This window comes from Clostridioides sp. GD02377, assembly GCF_045899875.1.
GTDB classification, from domain to species: Bacteria; Bacillota; Clostridia; order Peptostreptococcales; family Peptostreptococcaceae; genus Clostridioides; species Clostridioides difficile_A.
Genome location: NZ_JBJODA010000018.1, coordinates 87,369 through 105,227, shown reverse-complemented (window position 1 = coordinate 105,227; position 17,859 = coordinate 87,369). Strand labels below are relative to the sequence as shown.

At 29.7% G+C, this 17,859-nt stretch carries 17 protein-coding genes; 6 read left to right on the top strand and 11 right to left on the bottom strand.

The genetic code is table 11. The annotated features are described in order from the left end of the window. Nucleotides 1-17: 17 nt before the first annotated feature. On the bottom strand, nt 18-1,907 hold the full coding sequence (locus Q3304_RS15945) for a sigma 54-interacting transcriptional regulator (RefSeq protein ID WP_407814965.1): 1,890 nt from the start codon (nt 1,905-1,907) through the stop codon (nt 18-20). Between the two features lie 117 nt (nt 1,908-2,024). Continuing rightward, nucleotides 2,025-2,405: a BlaI/MecI/CopY family transcriptional regulator gene (locus tag Q3304_RS15940; protein ID WP_054269186.1), complete on the bottom strand. Its 381-nt coding sequence runs from the start codon at nt 2,403-2,405 to the stop codon at nt 2,025-2,027. Nucleotides 2,406-2,746: 341 nt separating this feature from the next. Here Q3304_RS15940 and Q3304_RS15935 point away from each other — a divergent pair, with 341 nt between their 5' ends. From Q3304_RS15935 to Q3304_RS15920, 4 genes are all read left to right on the top strand, one after another. After that, nucleotides 2,747-3,325 carry a hypothetical protein gene (locus Q3304_RS15935; protein ID WP_407814964.1) on the top strand — a complete coding sequence of 193 codons (579 nt, stop codon included), beginning with the start codon at nt 2,747-2,749 and terminating at the stop codon, nt 3,323-3,325. 72 nt (nt 3,326-3,397) lie between these two features. After that, nucleotides 3,398-4,075 carry an isochorismatase family cysteine hydrolase gene (locus Q3304_RS15930; RefSeq protein ID WP_407814963.1) on the top strand — a complete coding sequence of 226 codons (678 nt, stop codon included), beginning with the start codon at nt 3,398-3,400 and terminating at the stop codon, nt 4,073-4,075. Nucleotides 4,076-4,426: 351 nt separating this feature from the next. Next, entirely contained in the window at nt 4,427-4,720 is a 294-nt protein-coding gene (locus tag Q3304_RS15925; protein ID WP_054269183.1) for a YciI family protein, read from the top strand. A gap of 369 nt (nt 4,721-5,089) precedes the next feature. Beyond that, complete coding sequence (locus Q3304_RS15920) at nt 5,090-5,425, top strand: arsenic resistance protein (protein WP_407814962.1); 336 nt, start codon at nt 5,090-5,092, stop codon at nt 5,423-5,425. A 256-nt stretch (nt 5,426-5,681) separates the two neighbouring features. On the opposite strand, the gene Q3304_RS15915 is transcribed toward Q3304_RS15920, so the two are convergent. The 6 genes from Q3304_RS15915 to Q3304_RS15890 all read right to left on the bottom strand — a co-directional run bounded on the left by Q3304_RS15915 (nt 5,682) and on the right by Q3304_RS15890 (nt 10,740). Continuing rightward, nucleotides 5,682-6,416: an MBL fold metallo-hydrolase gene (locus Q3304_RS15915; protein ID WP_243194010.1), complete on the bottom strand. Its 735-nt coding sequence runs from the start codon at nt 6,414-6,416 to the stop codon at nt 5,682-5,684. Nucleotides 6,417-6,831: 415 nt separating this feature from the next. Further along, entirely contained in the window at nt 6,832-7,533 is a 702-nt protein-coding gene (locus Q3304_RS15910; protein WP_407814961.1) for a DUF4405 domain-containing protein, read from the bottom strand. Nucleotides 7,534-7,562: 29 nt separating this feature from the next. Continuing rightward, nucleotides 7,563-8,156, bottom strand: a complete 594-nt coding sequence (locus Q3304_RS15905; protein WP_407814960.1) for a cyclophilin-like fold protein — start codon at nt 8,154-8,156, stop codon at nt 7,563-7,565. A 93-nt stretch (nt 8,157-8,249) separates the two neighbouring features. Then, nucleotides 8,250-8,792, bottom strand: coding sequence for a flavodoxin family protein (locus Q3304_RS15900; RefSeq protein ID WP_054269179.1), 543 nt, complete (start codon nt 8,790-8,792; stop codon nt 8,250-8,252). A 35-nt stretch (nt 8,793-8,827) separates the two neighbouring features. Next, the gene (locus Q3304_RS15895; protein WP_407811861.1) at nt 8,828-9,547 is read right to left on the bottom strand and encodes a flavodoxin; all 720 of its coding nucleotides are present in this window, start codon (nt 9,545-9,547) and stop codon (nt 8,828-8,830) included. A gap of 14 nt (nt 9,548-9,561) precedes the next feature. Continuing rightward, nucleotides 9,562-10,740: an iron-containing alcohol dehydrogenase gene (locus Q3304_RS15890; RefSeq protein ID WP_407814959.1), complete on the bottom strand. Its 1,179-nt coding sequence runs from the start codon at nt 10,738-10,740 to the stop codon at nt 9,562-9,564. Nucleotides 10,741-11,200: 460 nt separating this feature from the next. Here Q3304_RS15890 and Q3304_RS15885 point away from each other — a divergent pair, with 460 nt between their 5' ends. Further along, nucleotides 11,201-11,797, top strand: a complete 597-nt coding sequence (locus tag Q3304_RS15885; protein WP_407814958.1) for a GNAT family N-acetyltransferase — start codon at nt 11,201-11,203, stop codon at nt 11,795-11,797. Between the two features lie 3 nt (nt 11,798-11,800). Further along, nucleotides 11,801-12,313 (top strand): hypothetical protein, encoded by a 513-nt coding sequence (locus Q3304_RS15880; RefSeq protein ID WP_407814957.1) that lies wholly within the window; start codon nt 11,801-11,803, stop codon nt 12,311-12,313. A gap of 127 nt (nt 12,314-12,440) precedes the next feature. Here the strand turns inward: Q3304_RS15880 and Q3304_RS15875 are convergent, their stop codons facing one another. From Q3304_RS15875 to Q3304_RS15865, 3 genes are all read right to left on the bottom strand, one after another. Then, nucleotides 12,441-13,631: a hypothetical protein gene (locus Q3304_RS15875; protein WP_054275892.1), complete on the bottom strand. Its 1,191-nt coding sequence runs from the start codon at nt 13,629-13,631 to the stop codon at nt 12,441-12,443. Nucleotides 13,632-13,643: 12 nt separating this feature from the next. Further along, nucleotides 13,644-15,599 carry a prolyl oligopeptidase family serine peptidase gene (locus Q3304_RS15870; protein WP_407814956.1) on the bottom strand — a complete coding sequence of 652 codons (1,956 nt, stop codon included), beginning with the start codon at nt 15,597-15,599 and terminating at the stop codon, nt 13,644-13,646. A gap of 146 nt (nt 15,600-15,745) precedes the next feature. Then, nucleotides 15,746-17,776, bottom strand: a complete 2,031-nt coding sequence (locus Q3304_RS15865) for a prolyl oligopeptidase family serine peptidase (protein WP_407814955.1) — start codon at nt 17,774-17,776, stop codon at nt 15,746-15,748. Between the last annotated feature and the right edge of the window lie 83 nt (nt 17,777-17,859).

The window sequence follows — 17,859 nt, the reverse complement described above, 5'->3', positions numbered from 1 at the left end:
CTTAATTATTATTTTATTTAATTAGAGAGCTCATATTTTTTAAGTTTACGCCAAAGAGTAGTAGTACTAATCCCTAGTTGACTTGCAGTGGCAGATTTTACTCCATTATTTTTCTCCAGTGTTTCAAGAATTAATTTTTTTTCATAATTTACAATCTTATTATCCACCAAAGTATGAGAATAATCGGTTGTTGGTGCTGAATTTGTATCCTTTCTAAAATGTGGTTCAGAAATTAATATGTCAGAAACCAAGTATTCATCTATAAAATTATCATCACACATAACGACCAATCTCTCCACTATATTTTTTAACTGTCTTATATTACCAGGAAAATCATATCTACTTAATAGTTTAAGTGCAGAATCAGATATTGAAACTGGTTTATTATATTGAGATATAATAGCATATGTCAGTTGCTCTATATCTTCTTTTCTCTCTCTAAGAGGAGGCAAATCCAATTTCAACACACAAAGCCTGTAAAATAAATCTTCTCTAAAGTTATTATTGTCAATCTGCTCTACTAGATTTTTATTAGTAGCTGTTATAACCCTTACATTAATAGGTACAACTTTAGTATCACCTATTCTAGTAACTTCTCTCTCCTGCAATACTCTAAGCAGTTTGACTTGTACATCTTTAGAAATCTCTCCTATTTCATCTAAAAATATAGTTCCATTATGTGCTAATTCAAATACACCTGCTTTGCCTTCGTTTCTTGCACCTGTAAAAGCACCTTTTACATACCCAAACAGTTCACTTTCAAGTATGTTCTCAGGTATCGCTGCACAGTTTATAGCCACAAAAGGTCCATCAAATCTATTACTGTAATTATGGATACTTTGAGCAAATATTTCTTTACCAGTACCAGATTCTCCAGTAATTATAATTGTGGAATCAGATTTAGCAAATTTCTTTGCCATGTTTACTGAGTGCATTAATGCATCACTCGAACCTAATATATCATTAAAAGAACTCTTTGCACAATGAGATTTTGAAATCAAACTTTCTCTTATTTCTTTTTCTGTAGATTGAATATTTTCTATGTCTTGTATAATTGCAACACATCCAAAATGTAAATTATCAATTATAATCGGAAAACAGTCAAATGTAAGAGAAGAACCTTTAAAATTAATTATGTTGTTGCATAGAGAGTGTCCATTTTTAAGTGAATCTAAAATATCACTAGAGGTTAAATAATCTTTTATAAATTTATCAACTTGGTTAAATAGTAATCTTTTTGCTTGATTATTTATAAAAAGTTGTGAGTGATTTTTATCAATGGCGATTATCCCACTATGAGTACATTCTAAAATTTCCTCTGTAATAGAGTTATTTATTCTCTTTTCAATTCCTATGTTATATAGATGAATTGCTTCATTGATAGATGCATGAATAGAAGACTTTTCTACTTCAGTTTCTATACAAGGTTTATTATATTTAGAAGTGATTTCTTTTGTTGTTTTACCACCTATGAAAATTTCAATACCATCATCAATTAATTCTTTTATTGTATGCTCAAACTCATAAAGAGAATTTAACTTAGGTATTTCTAAATCAAAATTTGAGATTTCTCTGAATCGTTTAGCTGTCTTATATGATGATTCTAGACCTATAAATCCTATTTTTGAGGAATACTTAAGTGCTTTTTTATATGAATAAAATATGTCTTCGTATTTGTATCCAATGTCTACTATGGGTATTGAAACATGTTTACGCAATAAATCAACATTTTGACCACGAGTAATTATTACTTTAGTGCCTGAGTTAATTAGATTATCTGCTAGTTCTATGGTTTCTTTACCTGTAGCAATATATGACGGAATTTTTATGTGTAATTCTTCAAGCACTTCATATACAGTATCTGAAAATAGCTTAGAAGGGGCAATAACTACTATCTCATTTTTCATCTTATAAAACCTCCTTTTATTGATTCTTATATAACTGGTTTCTTATTTTATATTAAATTTACACAGTTAAAAAGAGCTTTATAACTGTAAATAAACCATTATAAAACTCTTTTTAGATTATATACAAACTTCTTCCCAGTTTATCACCCAATTTTCCAATGAGTCTATCTTCTCTGCTGTTAACTCCTCTTCATGAAATGACACTAATAAATTCTTTATAAAAATATTCTTCAAAAGGCTTTGTACATTTCTTGATATAAATTCAAAGTACGAATTTTCTTTGATTGCAACGGTATAGTATGTACATTTACTCGTTTCTTGTACGTATAAGAATTTTTTCTTTGATAATTTTGATAGAGTTTTTAAAGCTACTTTCTCTGGTAAATTATGCTCTTCTTGCATATAATCAATAACCTCATATGAATTTGTTTTTATATCTAAATTCCAAATAAATTTCATAATAACTAACTCTAATTTTGATAATTTTTTTAAACACATAGTTATCACTCCACTTCCTTATCTATATAATTAGATATTACAGTAATAATTTCACAAAATCAATTACAATAATTATTATATATCGTAAAAATAATAAAAAAATATTTATAAGGTAACAAAGTTCACAATTATTATATTTTTCAACTTAAGTATTATAAAACTTTCAAATTGTAGTATATAAACTATTATCTAAAATACTTGTAATGCTATATTTAATATCTAAATCAAAGATACAATTTAGAATAAATTATATCTTTTACTATGTTTACTTGACAGTATTTTTTTTAGAGTATAAAATAGTACTTGTTAGATAACAATTACTATTTTAAGGAGTTGAGCTTATGCCACCTAAAATAAAAACAGATAGAGATGCAATCATAAATGCAGGATTTGAAGTAGCCAAAAATGAAGGTGTTACTGTCATCACTGCTCAGAAAGTTGCACTAGTACTAGATACATCAGTTGCCCCAATTTTTCGAGAATTCCAGACAGTTGAAGATTTGCGTGTTTCTGTAGAGGAAAAAATCCATACATTTCATACTCAATATATCAGTGATTATCCTTCTCAATATATCGGTGATTACTCTTTAGATGATTCTGCTTTTTTAACTTATGGACTTGGATATATTAACTTTGCCAAAGAATACCCAAATTTGTTTGAAGCTATTATGCAACATAGTACTATAAATTATAATTTAAATGAACAAGAATCTAAACAACTTGATTTTGTGGTGAATAGTGCTGCTAGTGAAGGTTCGCTTAGTTTTGAACAGGCAAAAGAATTATTTTATAATATATGGATTTATACTCATGGTATTGCTTGTTTAGTCTACAAAGGAAGTCTAATTCTTACAGTTGAAGAAGAAAAACAACTACTTATTACTGCTTTCAATGCTTTTATTACAAAGTACAAAAAGTAAAAGCACATATCATTAAAAATAAAAGTAATATTATCCAAATATTAAAAATATAAACTAAAAGGAGACTTATTTATGAAAGGTTTCTATACTTTTGTACAACTATGTAGTATTATCATATTTGCTGCATTGTGTTCTTTTACGCCCACTGCCATATCATACTTTCTTCTTATAATTTTGATTATTAGAATGATTGTATTTATACGCCCTACAAAAGGAGAAAAAATACAAGATTTTCAAGAACCTCAAAAGGTTTTGTTGGTTATTGATATGCAAGAAGCTATGTGTGGAAAAGATGGAATTTATCCTCAAAAAGAGGAATTTGTAAGTAGTGTAAATAGAATTATCATTGAAGCTAAAGAACAAGGACAAAAAATAGTATATATCTGTCAAGAATTTCATCACTTTGATTTTCTATTTTGCCTTATTTCAATGGGTGGTTGCCTTTTTCAAGGGTCAAAGGGAGCTTCCATTTGTAGTGATTTAAAGGTCGAAAATAATGAAGTGTTTGTTAAACATCAGCAAGATTCCTTTACATCCAAAAGTTTTAGTGAATCTCTAAAAGAAAATAAAGTTGATACAATCTCAATTGTTGGATTAGACTCTTCAGCTTGTGTTTATAAGACAGCATTAGGAGCAATAAACAGAGGGTACCATGTTAATATCATAAAGAATGGTGTTCTTGGTAAAAGTGTAAATTCTACAGAAAAGGCTTTAAAAAAATTATCAACAAAGGGTGTTTCAATTTATTAGCCCAGAAATAGTAAGTTTTAATTAATGGCAATTAGTGAACTAAACTAATTGTCATTAATTCTATAAAATCATAATTAGACTAATTTGTTAACTCAAAATACTAATATAGTATTATACCACATTTCCCAAAGCTTACCTACCTTAGTTGCAAAATGTGTTACACCTAAACATCCAATGACTTTGACCAATACTTCTTGAATGATTACCTTTTTTATCACATTATACTTTGTTTTATTTTTTAATAAAATTTAACATCATACAATCGTATTACATTAGCTTTATATTTGACTTTGTAACTTAGAAGTGATAGTTTAAATGTATTAAATATACTTTATCTAAGGAGATGTACATATGGTAATAGTAAATATAACATATACAGTTGAACTAAATAAAATTGAAGAAAAACTAGATGCACATATAGAATTTTTAAATAAATATTATGCAAATAATAAATTCATATGCTCTGGAAGAAAAAATCCTAGAATAGGTGGAATAATTTTATGCAACGCTGATAAAGAAGAAGTTAATAAAATTATCCAAGAAGACCCTTTTTATATTAACAAACTTGGTGATTACGAGATTATTGAGTTTGAACCATCAAAGATTAATAATAAATTAATAGTTGAAAAGTTAAAAGATTTATAGATTACATAAATGAGTACATTAATTTAATATTAAAATTAACTACTAAAATGCCCTTATAATTCTAATGAATGATTATATGGGCATTTATTTTGTGCAAAATCCACAATACGTAATTATTTTTTAAATGAGTTTTTAAAAATCAATTATCGTGTTATAATTTAATAATTGATATGAGTTTTCAATTAAAATTAATTTTCGAATAAAAGAGGTCTACATGGAAGAAGTAAATAAGTTTCAGAGTTTTATTATTTTAGGAATGGTACTTCTAGGTATCTTAATGGTTCAAATAGAATTCATACAAATATATTCAGAATAACTTCAAAGGCATGTGATTTCCAAGGATATTTTTTAAACATAGCTATAGTTGCAATGTTCGCATCTCAAGGAAAAATACTACTAGAAAATTATCAAATCTTATTTATTTTACTAGTACCAATATTAATATTTTTTATTATAAACTTTATTTTTGTTAGAGTTATAAGTAAAGCAATTAATCTAAGTTATGAGGATAGTGTACCCCTAAATTTAACTACACTTGCTAGAAACCCTCCAATAGCATTAGCTATTGCAGTAGCTACTTTTCCAGATAAACCTTTAATATCGTTAGCACTTATAATCGGTCCTTTGATAGAGTTACCTATATTATTTTTAGTTACTAGAATTTTATTAAAAATAAAAGGTATGAACAATGTGATTAGCAACTAACTTCGACTTTAGAGATATGTTTGTAATAAATTTAATATCCTTAGAACTTAAAGATTTAATATCAAAATTAATATCCTTACAACTTAATAACATCTTTAGAACTTAAAAAAATCCTTAGAATTTAAATAAATAGATTCTAAGGATTTTTTTATTACTTATCTTTAATTTTCCTGCTTCCTATTCAGACATTATTTTAAGTAATTTAAGAAATTATTGTAGATTATTTTAAATCACATAATACTATTTGATAATAATACTATTCAATAACTATATTTTTTAATGCCTCAGTTATATTGTTTTGAAACAATCCGCCATGACTAAAAACTACTTCCTCTATATCATAATTACTTATATTTTTGATAGCATCTTCCAACTCTTGTTTGTTGCTATGCATCACATCAACTGGCTCGAGTTCCCCATCCTTTATCTGTAACAAATCACCAGCAATAAGTACTTTAGATTTCTTTAAATAAAGGCATATATGACCTCTAGTGTGACCACCTGTATGTATGACTTCTACTTCCTCGCCTAAATTTAAAACTTCATGGTCATCCAAAGATACATCTACTTTAGTATATGATGACTTAAACCCAAGTCCCATAACATTTAACATACTAAGCATCTTATCATCAATATTATTCACCATTTGTTCTAGCATATAAAGTTTATAAGGAGTCTCTTCCCCTGTTATATAGCTAATTTCACTTTTGTATGCGTATACTTTGATATTATTTTCAGACTTTTCTCTTAAGTAATTTATGTTTCCTATATGGTCTATATCATGATGAGTGATTATTATATTTTTTAATTTATCGAAGCTTGTATTACTTTTGTTAAGAGCCTCAATTATCAACTCTCCTTGACCTGGAAGACCAGTATCAACAAGAGTTGCCTCATCTTCTGTATAGATTACAGGAATATACATAACTTTATTTTCTCCCAATACATGTGATGAAACTTTTAAAACATCTAATCCTTTTGTTAAGTTCATAATATTTCTCCTTATAATTACTTAATTAGAGGTTAATTTAATTAAAGAAATTGAAAAAACATAGATTAGCCTCTAGTTATATTTTATTAATAAAAAATTGTTAATACCTAGTATATCACTTAAGTTGAGGGATTACTCGACTTGATTTTTTTGTTATTTTGTGGTATAGTAATTAGTATAGAAGCAAGTAATTACAAGCTTTTCAACTACTTTTATTTTTTCTTATTATCCTTTGATTTACTCTAGTATTGATATTATTAAAACTAAAAGCACATTAAAATAATATGAAAAAAGATTACACTACATTATAGATGATTATTTATAAAGAACAGAATATTATTTAATTAATAAAATTTAATTAATAAAAAACATTAGCCATATGACTAATGTTTTTTTAATTTATATGCATATTGATTCAGTTATGTAATGCTTTAGATTTCTGTTTTAATAAGGCAATTTTTTGAAAATAATTTGAAATACAGCTCACAATACACACAATCATCCCCATAATTGACAAATAATCAATAAAAAACAAAATTATTGAGCGTTCTTTATCAAAGAATACAAATTGATTAACAAGAAACATATAATCTATAATGTTTTGCTGTACAAATGCATAAATACCATAAACAACTACCACAGTAGAAATGCTTCTTAAAATACAAACTCTAATTTTTGAATTTTTAATATAAAACATACTATTTACAGTATTTATCATGATTCTCCAGTGAAGACCGAGATGTATTGACATCAGCACAAACCCCCAATAAGAAGCAAGTAAATGTACTATTCTGGCTAATGATATACCATTATGTATTGGCAGAAAAACAAAAACATGATTTGAGAGAATTATTCCACTGAGCATTAAACATACCATACAAACAAGTAATAGAATATTTACTATGAGTAAGATAATTCTAGTACATGAATACCGACCTTTTAGTATATTTTTATACCACCTATAATTTAAAATATTATGTAGAATGAATATAATAAATATCGTTAATCCTAGCCATTCGTGTGTAGATTCGCCAACCAGTTCATATGCCATTATAATTGGTAACATCCCAATCATTTCAACATCAAGAAGGATTTGTAAGGTTCTTTTTGGGGACATATTTAAGCACTCCTTTAAAGTATATAACTTTACATTTTTTCTATAGTAACTCTAACTCCCTTCTCCATATTACTCAACTCTTCTAAACCAGATTCAAAATGCCCCATAGGAATCAATCCATTGGCATAAGGTTGGTCTTTGTAATATATTGCTAGATTGCCCCAAGGACCATAACATGTAATATCTCCAATATCTGGGTTATAGCCACTAGGTGCTTCTTTTTGAGAAAGTTCTGTTGGAGTATATGCAATTTTTTCTGCACCTGCAAAGTCGTCAAAGGAAACTGTTATTGGAAGCTGAACAATCAAACTTTGCGTGGTTGGATTATTTTCAAGCACAGCAATTGCTTCTTTATCATCAAATGTTAACTTAATACGGACTTCATGTTCATTTATTTTGTCATGGCTATTTACTTTGTCATTAGAATTTACTTTATTAGTAGCATTTATTTTATTAGTAGTATTTATTTTATCAGTTGCATTTGTACTTTGATTATTTGGGGCTTGAGATACATTTAAATCATTCGCCTTTGTCTTCGCTGATGATGTATTGTTACATGCTGATAAAACAAAGCTACTAGTTAATATAGCCAAAAATATAATCCATTTTCTTATTTTATGCATACAAAATTCTCCTTTTATCGATAAGTAAATCTTATTTGCTAATCAATGAGTTTCACGTTTTTCAACAATTTATTTTCTTATATGTTAGTTTTCTTAAATAGATTTTCCCATTTCGTAAGCTTGTTTCAGTATATCTGTATCATTTTTAATTGCACCAATTTGGTCTAACCCAGTTCCTCTTACTACACCAGCCAATCTTGCTTTTTCAAAACAGTCAATCCATCCCTGCAACCCTTTAAGTGCACCATCCATGGCACTTTCATTAACATCTGCTGCTGTTGCAAGTAAATAAATATCACTAAAAGTATACTCCGCTGGAAAAATTGGATTCGTTCTATCCAAAAGTGTTTTCATTTGTCCAGTCATTTCATAAAAATATATTGGACTAGCAAATACAAGTACATCAGAATTACACATTTTTTTAATGATGTCATTTGCATCATCTTTTAGTACACATTGACACGTTGTTTGGCAAGCAAGACAGCCAATACAAAAATTAATATTTTTATCATACAGAGTAATCTTTTCCACTTCATTACCTTGCTCTCTTGCCCCTCTTGCAAATTCATCTGCTAGTTCTTCAGAATTTCCATTTTTTCGTGGACTAGTAGATATGATACAAACATTTTTTCCCATACTTTTATTCCCCTTTTCGATTAATTATTATATATTTATTTTGTTAATCCAAGATTAGACAACCATGTGTTTATCTCATCTTCTGTACCATCTGGAAGTGTTTGACTAATAGCTAGACCATCTTTAATTGTAGCTTGAGGCTGTTCTTTTCTAATATTCTCAATACTGTTTGAAAATCCACTACCACCACTAGTACAAAATGGTATGATAATTTTATTTGAGAAATCATATTCTTCTAAAAAACTGTACACTGCCATTGGCATGTCACCCCACCAATTAGGATATCCAAGGAAAATTATGTCATAAGAGTCTATATCACTTCTATTATTTAAAAGTACTGGACGAATGTTATCATTTCGTTCATCACGACCTTGATTTTCAATAACACTATAATCAGATGGATATTTATTTTCCATTTCTATAAGAGATATATCACCACCAGTTTTACTTTGAATCATCTTTGCAACAATTTCAGTATTTCCTTCAATTACATTGTTTCTAATATTTATACTTGCAGAGGATACAGCTTCTGTTTCATTTGGAGTATCTGAATTACCAATACGAGAAAAATAAGCAATTAAGATACGTGAATCTTCTATTTTAATTTTTTCATTATCAGATTTTAACGATTCACTCGTTTCAGGTGTTTTACTTTGAGTAGATTCTGATTCTTGTTGTTTTTCACATGCAACAAGAAAAAATATCAATGTAGAACAAAGAACCACACCTATTAGCTTTTTGTAATAATTTATCATTTGTATATCACTCCTTAATGGTATGCTTTTTCAAAAACTGCAACACATTCTTCATGACTCATTTCACAAGGGTTTGCAAGGAATAGACCACCCATAGTATCACGAGCATTTTTTGCTAAGACATCAAGTTCTTCATAAACAATCCCATAGTCACTCATCTTCAAGTTATCAACGCCACATGCTTTTTGTAAGTTTACTAGTGCTGTGATGAAATCTTCTGGCTTTGAGGCATTCTCCATACCCATAGCCTGTGCCATTCGTATAAATCTTTCATCACAAGCATGTTTGTCAATAAAAAATTCATAAAATGCTTTTGATATCATAATTAGACCTGCTCCATGAGGAAGATTCTGATGATATGCACTCATAGCATGTTCCATTGAATGTTTGGCTGTAGTGCTAGTGATTACCATTGCTTGACCAGATAATGTATTAGCAAAAGCAACATGTTCTCTTGCTTTCATATCTTTTCCATTTTTCACTGCACGAGCAAGATAATTTACAATATTTTCGATAGCAGTTAAAGCAATCATATCACTCATAGGATTTGCAAATTTACTAATATATACTTCTGTTGAATGAAATAGAGCATCAAAACCTTGGTATGCAGTGTACTCTGAAGGCACAGTTACCATAAGCTCAGGGTCTACAATCGCTAATACAGGAAAAAGTCTATCATCTCCACCAAATCCCATCTTCTCATTTGTTTTATCATTGGTAATAACGCCCCATTGGTCAACTTCTGAACCAGTTCCAGCAGTAGTAGTAATACATACAAGTGGAAGAGGATTTTTTGCAATCATTTTTTCTCCACCTGTGCCACCAAACATATAATCCCATATATCTCCATCATTTGTGGCCATTGCAGCCATTGCTTTTGAGGCATCCATTACACTACCACCACCTAGAGCAACTATAAAATCACATTTATTGTCACGTGCTACTTTAGCCCCCTCCATGATAGTAGATTTAATGGGATTTGCCTGTACTTTGTCAAACAGTACAAATTCTACTCCAGCAATTTTAAGCTGTTCTTGTGTTCGATTAATAGCTCCACTAGTATGCGTAGATTTTCCATTTGATATGACAAGCAATGCTTTTTTCCCTGGTAACCCCTCACTATGGAGTTGATTTAGTTGCCCACATCCAAACTTTACACGTGTTGGTATAAAAAAATTAAAGTTAGTATTCATTTTATTCACCTTTCCTTTTTGTATTTTAATTTTTATTTTCGGTGTTAAAAATCAAGTAACAAAGTTTTTGATTTTTATTAATTTTACTAAGAAACACATACCTATAATTTAAGGAGCATATACCCATAATTTGATAATATGATGTACTCACTTTAAATTTTAGATAATAAAACTATATTGATTTTGTTTATCAATTATAGTATCATCCCTTTAAACTACATTATAGAATCTGACTATTTAAATATCAAATACCTATATTAAATCTATTGTTATGCTTTATAAGCATAGTTTTTATTTCTATTTAATTATCACTCACTTTACAACCCTTTCACTTTTGATGAATCATGACATAAAAGTAACCTAATCAAAGCAGAAAAAATGACTAGAATATGAAACCATAGTATAATTTATTACAAGAAGTTAGCTGATAAATTTTGACTTTGAAAGGAGAATAAGGAATATGATATTTAAAAATACTCCTGAACTAAAAACAGAAAGACTCATATTAAGAAGGTTTACTGAGAATGACATAGGAGCTTTGTTCACAATTTACAGTGATAAAGATGTAAATACTTATTTGCCATGGTTTCCCCTTAAATCACTGGAAGAAACAAAGGTGTTTTTTGAAAAAAAGTATGTAGAAGCATATAAAAACTCTCATGGATATAACTATGCGATTTGCTTAAAAAACGACAATATCCCAATAGGTTATGTCAACGTAAGTATGGATGATAATCACGATTTTGGTTACGGACTGTGTAAAGAATTTTGGCACAAAGGTATTGTGACTGAAGCAAGTAAAGCAGTTGTTGAACAGTTAAAAAGAGATAGTATACCTTATATTACTGCCACACATGATATTAAAAATCAACGTAGTGGTAATGTAATGAAACAATTAGGTATGAGCTATCAATATTCTTATGAAGAACAATGGCAACCAAAAGATATATTAGTTACATTTAGAATGTATCAACTAAATCTTGATGGTAGGAATGATAGAGTATATAAAAAATACTGGGATAATTCAACAGTTCACTTTATTGAAAGAGGTGTTTAAATTATGATTATTTTAATTGCAGGTGCTTCTCATACTGGAAAAACTTTATTTGCACAGAAAATATTAGAAAAATACAAATATACATATTTATCTATTGACCTGTTAAAAATGGGACTTATACGAAGTGGAAACACTAAGTTAACACCAGAAGATGATGAAGAACTTGTACCCTATCTATGGTCTATCATTAAAGAGATTATAAAAACAGCTATTGAAAATAATCAGAACCTTGTAGTTGAGGGATGCTCTATTCCATTTGATTGGCAAAAAGATTTTGATAGTAAATATATAAAAGAAATTCAGTATTATTGCCTTGTTATGACTAAAGATTATATAGAAAGGTATTTTTCAGATATTAAAAAATATGCAAATGCTATTGAAAGTCGATTGGATGATTCATTCTGCACAATGGAATCCACTATTGAAGAAAATACTAAAAATCTACAAATGTGTAAAAAGTATGACTGTAATTATATCTTAATAGAAGATGAATATACTGTAGATATTAGTTTTTAAGATTATATTTTTGTTAATTTTAAAATATAACGAGATGAAAAAGGAAAAGCGGTATAACATAAAGTAGATGTTATACCACAAAACCTTAAAAAGAGATATTCTTATTATTACATTATTACAAACCCCTCTACAACATAGGTACCATAATACCAGCTACTACAATCGAAATCATACAAGCCATACCACCAACTACTAATTTAGGCATTATTTTAGACATCAAATATGCTTTTTCTTCTTCCGTTTCTCCAATAGCATTACACACTTCATTTGAAATCAAATATGTAGTCGGAAATCCCAACATTTGACAGAACCCTACTCCAAAAGCAAGAGGCTTAGAACCAATAATTTTCCAACCTGGAAGTACCTTCATCACAAGGAATATACCAATAATAGAAACTGCGAACATACCTACAATTGGTACAAACAGACTAATTAAATCTCCCAAAGAAACTTTTGCTAAAGAAGGAATAACAGCTGCAAATACAACCATATTGATAAAACCTTTGATTTTACCTTTTTCTAAAATATCTTTTGGTACAATACCAATACGAGTTACAAGAACACCAACTATAAGACATACAATAGAATAATTCACATGGATAAGCTCTGAAAGCTCATATCCCAAATAAGAAAATATAGCTATGAAAAATATACAAACATTTGTAGAATAATATTTATCATACTTCTCACAGAATACTTGCTTTACTTTTTCCCCTGTACTTTCTGCTTCTTTCTTATCATTATCGACATTGGCTAAATCAATCCCCTTTGCCTTTGCTTCATGATACTCTACTAAAAGACGATTTGCTTCTTGTAGTGCAGCTCTAGAGGCAATTGGTGTCCCAACAAACTTCTGGATTGCAAATACAACTGTTGCTGTAGCTGCTGCAAGTGTCAATCCTTTTTCTAATGCTGCTTGTGTCATGATAGTAGTGGCAGGTAATGCCCCATTTATAACTGGTATACTTGTTAACACTGTTGCTTTTCCAAACAAAGGAATACAAAGTGAAACACAAACTATAACTGCAACAATCCCAAGCCATGCTGTCAACACAGTTCTCCATTCATCTATAAACTGTCTAACATTCAACATTGTTCCCATACTAAACATAATCATTGGAACACTCCAACTTGCAGCTGCTGTCATACCTGCTCTTTCAATAATATCCCCTGGTATTACCTTTGTAACAAACAGAATCAAAAATAAAAGTAATGTCACAAATACAGCTGAAACTTTTGCTTTTGTTTTACTTGCAATCAAATCCCCAATAGCAAATAAGATTAATACAACACTAAACCATAATAACATATCACTCATAGAATAACCCCCTTATAAATATCTTTCAAACCAATCTACAATGGCATTGGCACGTACAACTCTATTAGATGGTCTTCCGTTTCTAGACAATCCATGTGTATCCCCGTGGAATAAATACATTTCCGTATCTACACCAATCTGTTTTAATGCTGTAAACATCTGGAAGGTATCTCCCATAAAACATCTATAATCCCTATCACTATGTAAGAATAAAGTTGGTGTCTTTACATTTTTTACATACTTAATAGGTGAATGGTTCCAAAGAACTTCTTCATGATTCCAAGGTGTCTTATCCCCACAAGTTTGCTTCATAATTCTATCCCCAAAGTCGATAATTAAGGAAGCTGTAATCAAGTTACTAATACCTCTTTGAGAAGCAACTGCCTTGAAACGGTCTGTATGACCAATTATCCAGTTTGTCATATAACCACCATAACTTCCACCTGCAACACCTAAACGGTCTGCATCAATCCCAGGGTATCTCTCAATACAAGTATCTACAAATTCCATAAGATGGTCATAATCAACATATCCCCATCTTTCTACCATTTCCAAAAACTCTTCACCATAACCGTCACCACCATGAGGATTACAATAAATAACATACATTCCTTTTGCAGCTACACACTGCTTTAAGTGTGTAAACATGTAACCATATGCCCACTTAGGTCCACCATGAATGAACAATACAGCTGGATATTTTTCACCTTCTTTTGCATCTATTGGTGGTATAACAAAACCATCAACTTCTTCTTTATTTTTTGCTACAAATGTTAATTTCTCAGGTAGTGAAACCTTATGACTATCCAAATATGGCTTAGAAAAAGAAGTCATTTTTTTCATTGCACCAGTAGCCATATCAATACTATATATTTCTGCCAACTCATAATCTTTCAGCATGATTGTGTACATAGTGTTGTCATAAATATCAAAAGATGTAAAAGCATCCACTTTTGTGATGATACGTATATTACCTGTTTTTGTATCAAACTCATCAAACTCTGTCATAGTTCTGCAAATTCTTGCTCCAATAAACTTATCTCCTACAACTTTATTACTACGTCCACCACCATATACTGCATCTACATCCAGTAATGTAGCATACATCCCATCTGGGCTGGCAATCATATTTATTTCGCCAGTATTCAAGTCAAGCATGAAAATATCATGATTTTGTGTAATAGAACGGTCTAATATAGACGCTTGTAACATTACTCTATCTTCACCAATATATTTAACTAAGCTGATTTGATATTTTCCTTGTGGTATGAGTTCTCTTGTTTCACCACTATCTACATGGTACTCCCAAAGACCAGAGAAAGGTGTTGCACAATCTTCATAAATCTGACCTGAATATAAAATTCTTTTTTTATCAGGAGAAACATCTACACCTGCTACCTCACAATATTTTGGTGTAATAGATTTTGTTTCTTTTTTTCCTTCTTGATACAATTCTAATGTTACACGTCTTCTTTGAGAGAAGTTTTCCCCATCTCTTATAAAAGGTTTGTCTGTAAATGTCCAGTAATCTATTCCTTCTACTGCTCTGTCTGGTTCTGCTTTTTTTGTGTCTGTTGGATTTTTTGTTGTAAATAACCATAATTTATTTCCAAGTGATATGGGTACACTACAAGTTTTTGGAATAGAAAATGCTTTCTTTGCTTCTTCTCCTTTTATAGAAATAGTATAAAAATCTGTTGTACCTGCTTTTGGTTTATCTCTTTTAGATGTAAAAAGGAGCTCTGTATCAGAAATCCAGCTAAATGATGTTACATCTTTTGTTTGTGTCATATGTAATTGTTTTTCTGTTTTGATGTCCATAGCATATAGGTCATGTTCATAGCAATCTTTTTCCTCATTGATATTTGATATAATATAAGCAATATGACTTCCATCAGGTGAACAAGAAATATCATGTGGGAATATATATTCAAAAATATCTGAACTTTCAATTTTTAGTTTTTCCATTTTTCTATTCTCCTTTCTTTATTGTCTTTCTTTCTGTATCATTTTCTTTTTTTCTTTGCTATTCTCTTTATCTAGAAGTACTTTTTAATTTATATTATTGTTTTTCCTTAATACTCATTTTTGTCTTTCATTAATGCATATTACTTTTATTCTTTTATGTACATTGAAAACCAATCCATCATTTCAACTAGTCTTTGTAGCTTTTGTTTTGGTCTACCTGAACGAGATAACTCGTGATTTTCTCCTTCAAAGAGACAAAGTTTTGTAGGACATCCATGAATTTTTAGTGCAGAAAACATTTGGAATGCTTCTTGCATATAACATCTATAATCTTTTTCACCATGTAAAAATAAAGTTGGTGTAACACACTTATCAGCATAAGCGAGAGGAGATTGTTTCCATTGCAATTCGTGGTCTTCCATATGAGAAGCACCTGTTTGTCCTTTGCAGAAATAGTAACCAATGTCTGTTGTACCTTCCATACCACTCCAGTTTGCAATAGAACGCTGAGCACAAGCAGCAGCAAAGCGGTTTGTATGACCAATTATCCAATTTGTCATAAATCCACCATAGCTTCCACCTTCCACAGCTAATTTTGTTTCGTCAATATCTGTGTATTTTTCAAGCACTGTATCTGTAAATTCCATAAAATCTATATAATCAATATCCCCAAACTGTTTTCTAATATCTGCAAAATCATTGCCTCTACCTTCAGACCCCCTTGGGTTACAAAAGAAAACAAAGTAACCTTGACTTGCAAATACTTGCATCTCATGCATAAAGTATGGTCCATATGTTAATCTTGGTCCACCATGAATCGCCAATATAGCTGGATATTTTTTCCCTACTTCATAATCTACTGGTTTATATACATATCCTTGTATCGCCCAGTTAGAACTTCCTTTTGATTCGATATATTCTGGTACAGAAATTTTATATTCCTCTAAAATATGGTCACTTAAATGTGTTTTCTTACACAATGCTCCATTTTCTACTGTATAAACTTCAGGTAAACTGTTTTCTGAACAACCTATACATACAATGTTTCCATCTTTTACGTCTATAAATTCAACTGAACCTGTTTGTGTAACTCTTTCCTGTTTTCCTGTTGGAATATGTATTCTTTCAATAATGCAATCCATATTTACTGTAGAAGTATAATAAATATATTCACCATCTACCTTGCTTGTCTGACCAGCACCCATTTTAACATCAGATGTTACTGTATTTCCAATACAATGATGCTGATGTTCTGAAAGTAACTTCATTTCTTTTGTATCAATATCTATTGTATAAAAATCTCCATTTTCTCCATTTCCATAAGATAAAGCATCAGTCAAATTTAATATTGCTTGATTTTTGTATAGTTCAAAACCTTTTACAATATACTTATCTTTTTCTAAGATACAAACATTCTCATCAGTATTTGTATCAAATACATAAACACCATTCTTTAAACCTTTTACATCTTCAAATTCTTGACCCACATATAAGATTTTGCCATCATTTATTTTTATACCTACAACATTAAACATAGGTGCTGTGATTGGTTTCAAATCTTTAGTGTTACTGTTGTATACATATAGACGCTTTCTTTTTCTACTAATATATCCTTCACCATTAACAGCATAAGGAATTTCTTTGAAGTGCTCATAGTGTCTATTGTTATAAGCATTTATTTTTTTCTGCTTCTCTTCTTCTAACAATCCTTCTACGACAGGTCTATCATTATCATAAGAGTCAATAACTGCGTACAAACCTTTTCCTATAGGGTTTAATTTACCACCTTTAATGGGTAAGGTAAAAAGTTCCTTTGCTTCTCCACCATGTAAAGATAAAGCATAATAACTCATACATTGCTTACCGTTTTTGATAGCTTCTTTTACTTTTTCATTTCTCAAAGCAGGAAATAAAATAGTATTTTCATCTTCCCAAGCATATGCTCCTACAGAGTTTATAGATGTTAATTGTTTTAGTTCACCACTCTTATTGTCTAATACATAAATTTGGCTTGTGTAATTATTCTCTTTGATATCTGCTTTTTTTACAACGAATGCTGTATATCCTCCATCTGGCGATAACTGGCAATCACTCACAAATTGATATTCCAAAAATGTTTCATTTGTAAATAGCTTCTTCATAGTCTTTTCTATCCTTTCTGTAATAATTTTATTCAAACTCTCTACCACCTCTTTCATTTTTTATTTTAAATTTAAAATAAAAAATTTTAAATTTAAAATAAAAAATTTTATAAAGGCTA

Excerpts from the sequence above, each read along its gene's own strand:
- Q3304_RS15945 (WP_407814965.1), bottom strand. The coding sequence starts at position 1,907 with ATGAAAAATGAGATAGTAGTTATTGCCCCTTCTAAGCTATTTTCAGAT.
- Q3304_RS15940 (WP_054269186.1), bottom strand. The coding sequence starts at position 2,405 with ATGTGTTTAAAAAAATTATCAAAATTAGAGTTAGTTATTATGAAATTT.
- Q3304_RS15935 (WP_407814964.1), top strand. The coding sequence starts at position 2,747 with ATGCCACCTAAAATAAAAACAGATAGAGATGCAATCATAAATGCAGGA.
- Q3304_RS15930 (WP_407814963.1), top strand. The coding sequence starts at position 3,398 with ATGAAAGGTTTCTATACTTTTGTACAACTATGTAGTATTATCATATTT.
- Q3304_RS15925 (WP_054269183.1), top strand. The coding sequence starts at position 4,427 with ATGGTAATAGTAAATATAACATATACAGTTGAACTAAATAAAATTGAA.
- Q3304_RS15920 (WP_407814962.1), top strand. The coding sequence starts at position 5,090 with ATGTTCGCATCTCAAGGAAAAATACTACTAGAAAATTATCAAATCTTA.
- Q3304_RS15915 (WP_243194010.1), bottom strand. The coding sequence starts at position 6,416 with ATGAACTTAACAAAAGGATTAGATGTTTTAAAAGTTTCATCACATGTA.
- Q3304_RS15910 (WP_407814961.1), bottom strand. The coding sequence starts at position 7,533 with ATGTCCCCAAAAAGAACCTTACAAATCCTTCTTGATGTTGAAATGATT.
- Q3304_RS15905 (WP_407814960.1), bottom strand. The coding sequence starts at position 8,156 with ATGCATAAAATAAGAAAATGGATTATATTTTTGGCTATATTAACTAGT.
- Q3304_RS15900 (WP_054269179.1), bottom strand. The coding sequence starts at position 8,792 with ATGGGAAAAAATGTTTGTATCATATCTACTAGTCCACGAAAAAATGGA.
- Q3304_RS15895 (WP_407811861.1), bottom strand. The coding sequence starts at position 9,547 with ATGATAAATTATTACAAAAAGCTAATAGGTGTGGTTCTTTGTTCTACA.
- Q3304_RS15890 (WP_407814959.1), bottom strand. The coding sequence starts at position 10,740 with ATGAATACTAACTTTAATTTTTTTATACCAACACGTGTAAAGTTTGGA.
- Q3304_RS15885 (WP_407814958.1), top strand. The coding sequence starts at position 11,201 with ATGATATTTAAAAATACTCCTGAACTAAAAACAGAAAGACTCATATTA.
- Q3304_RS15880 (WP_407814957.1), top strand. The coding sequence starts at position 11,801 with ATGATTATTTTAATTGCAGGTGCTTCTCATACTGGAAAAACTTTATTT.
- Q3304_RS15875 (WP_054275892.1), bottom strand. The coding sequence starts at position 13,631 with ATGAGTGATATGTTATTATGGTTTAGTGTTGTATTAATCTTATTTGCT.
- Q3304_RS15870 (WP_407814956.1), bottom strand. The coding sequence starts at position 15,599 with ATGGAAAAACTAAAAATTGAAAGTTCAGATATTTTTGAATATATATTC.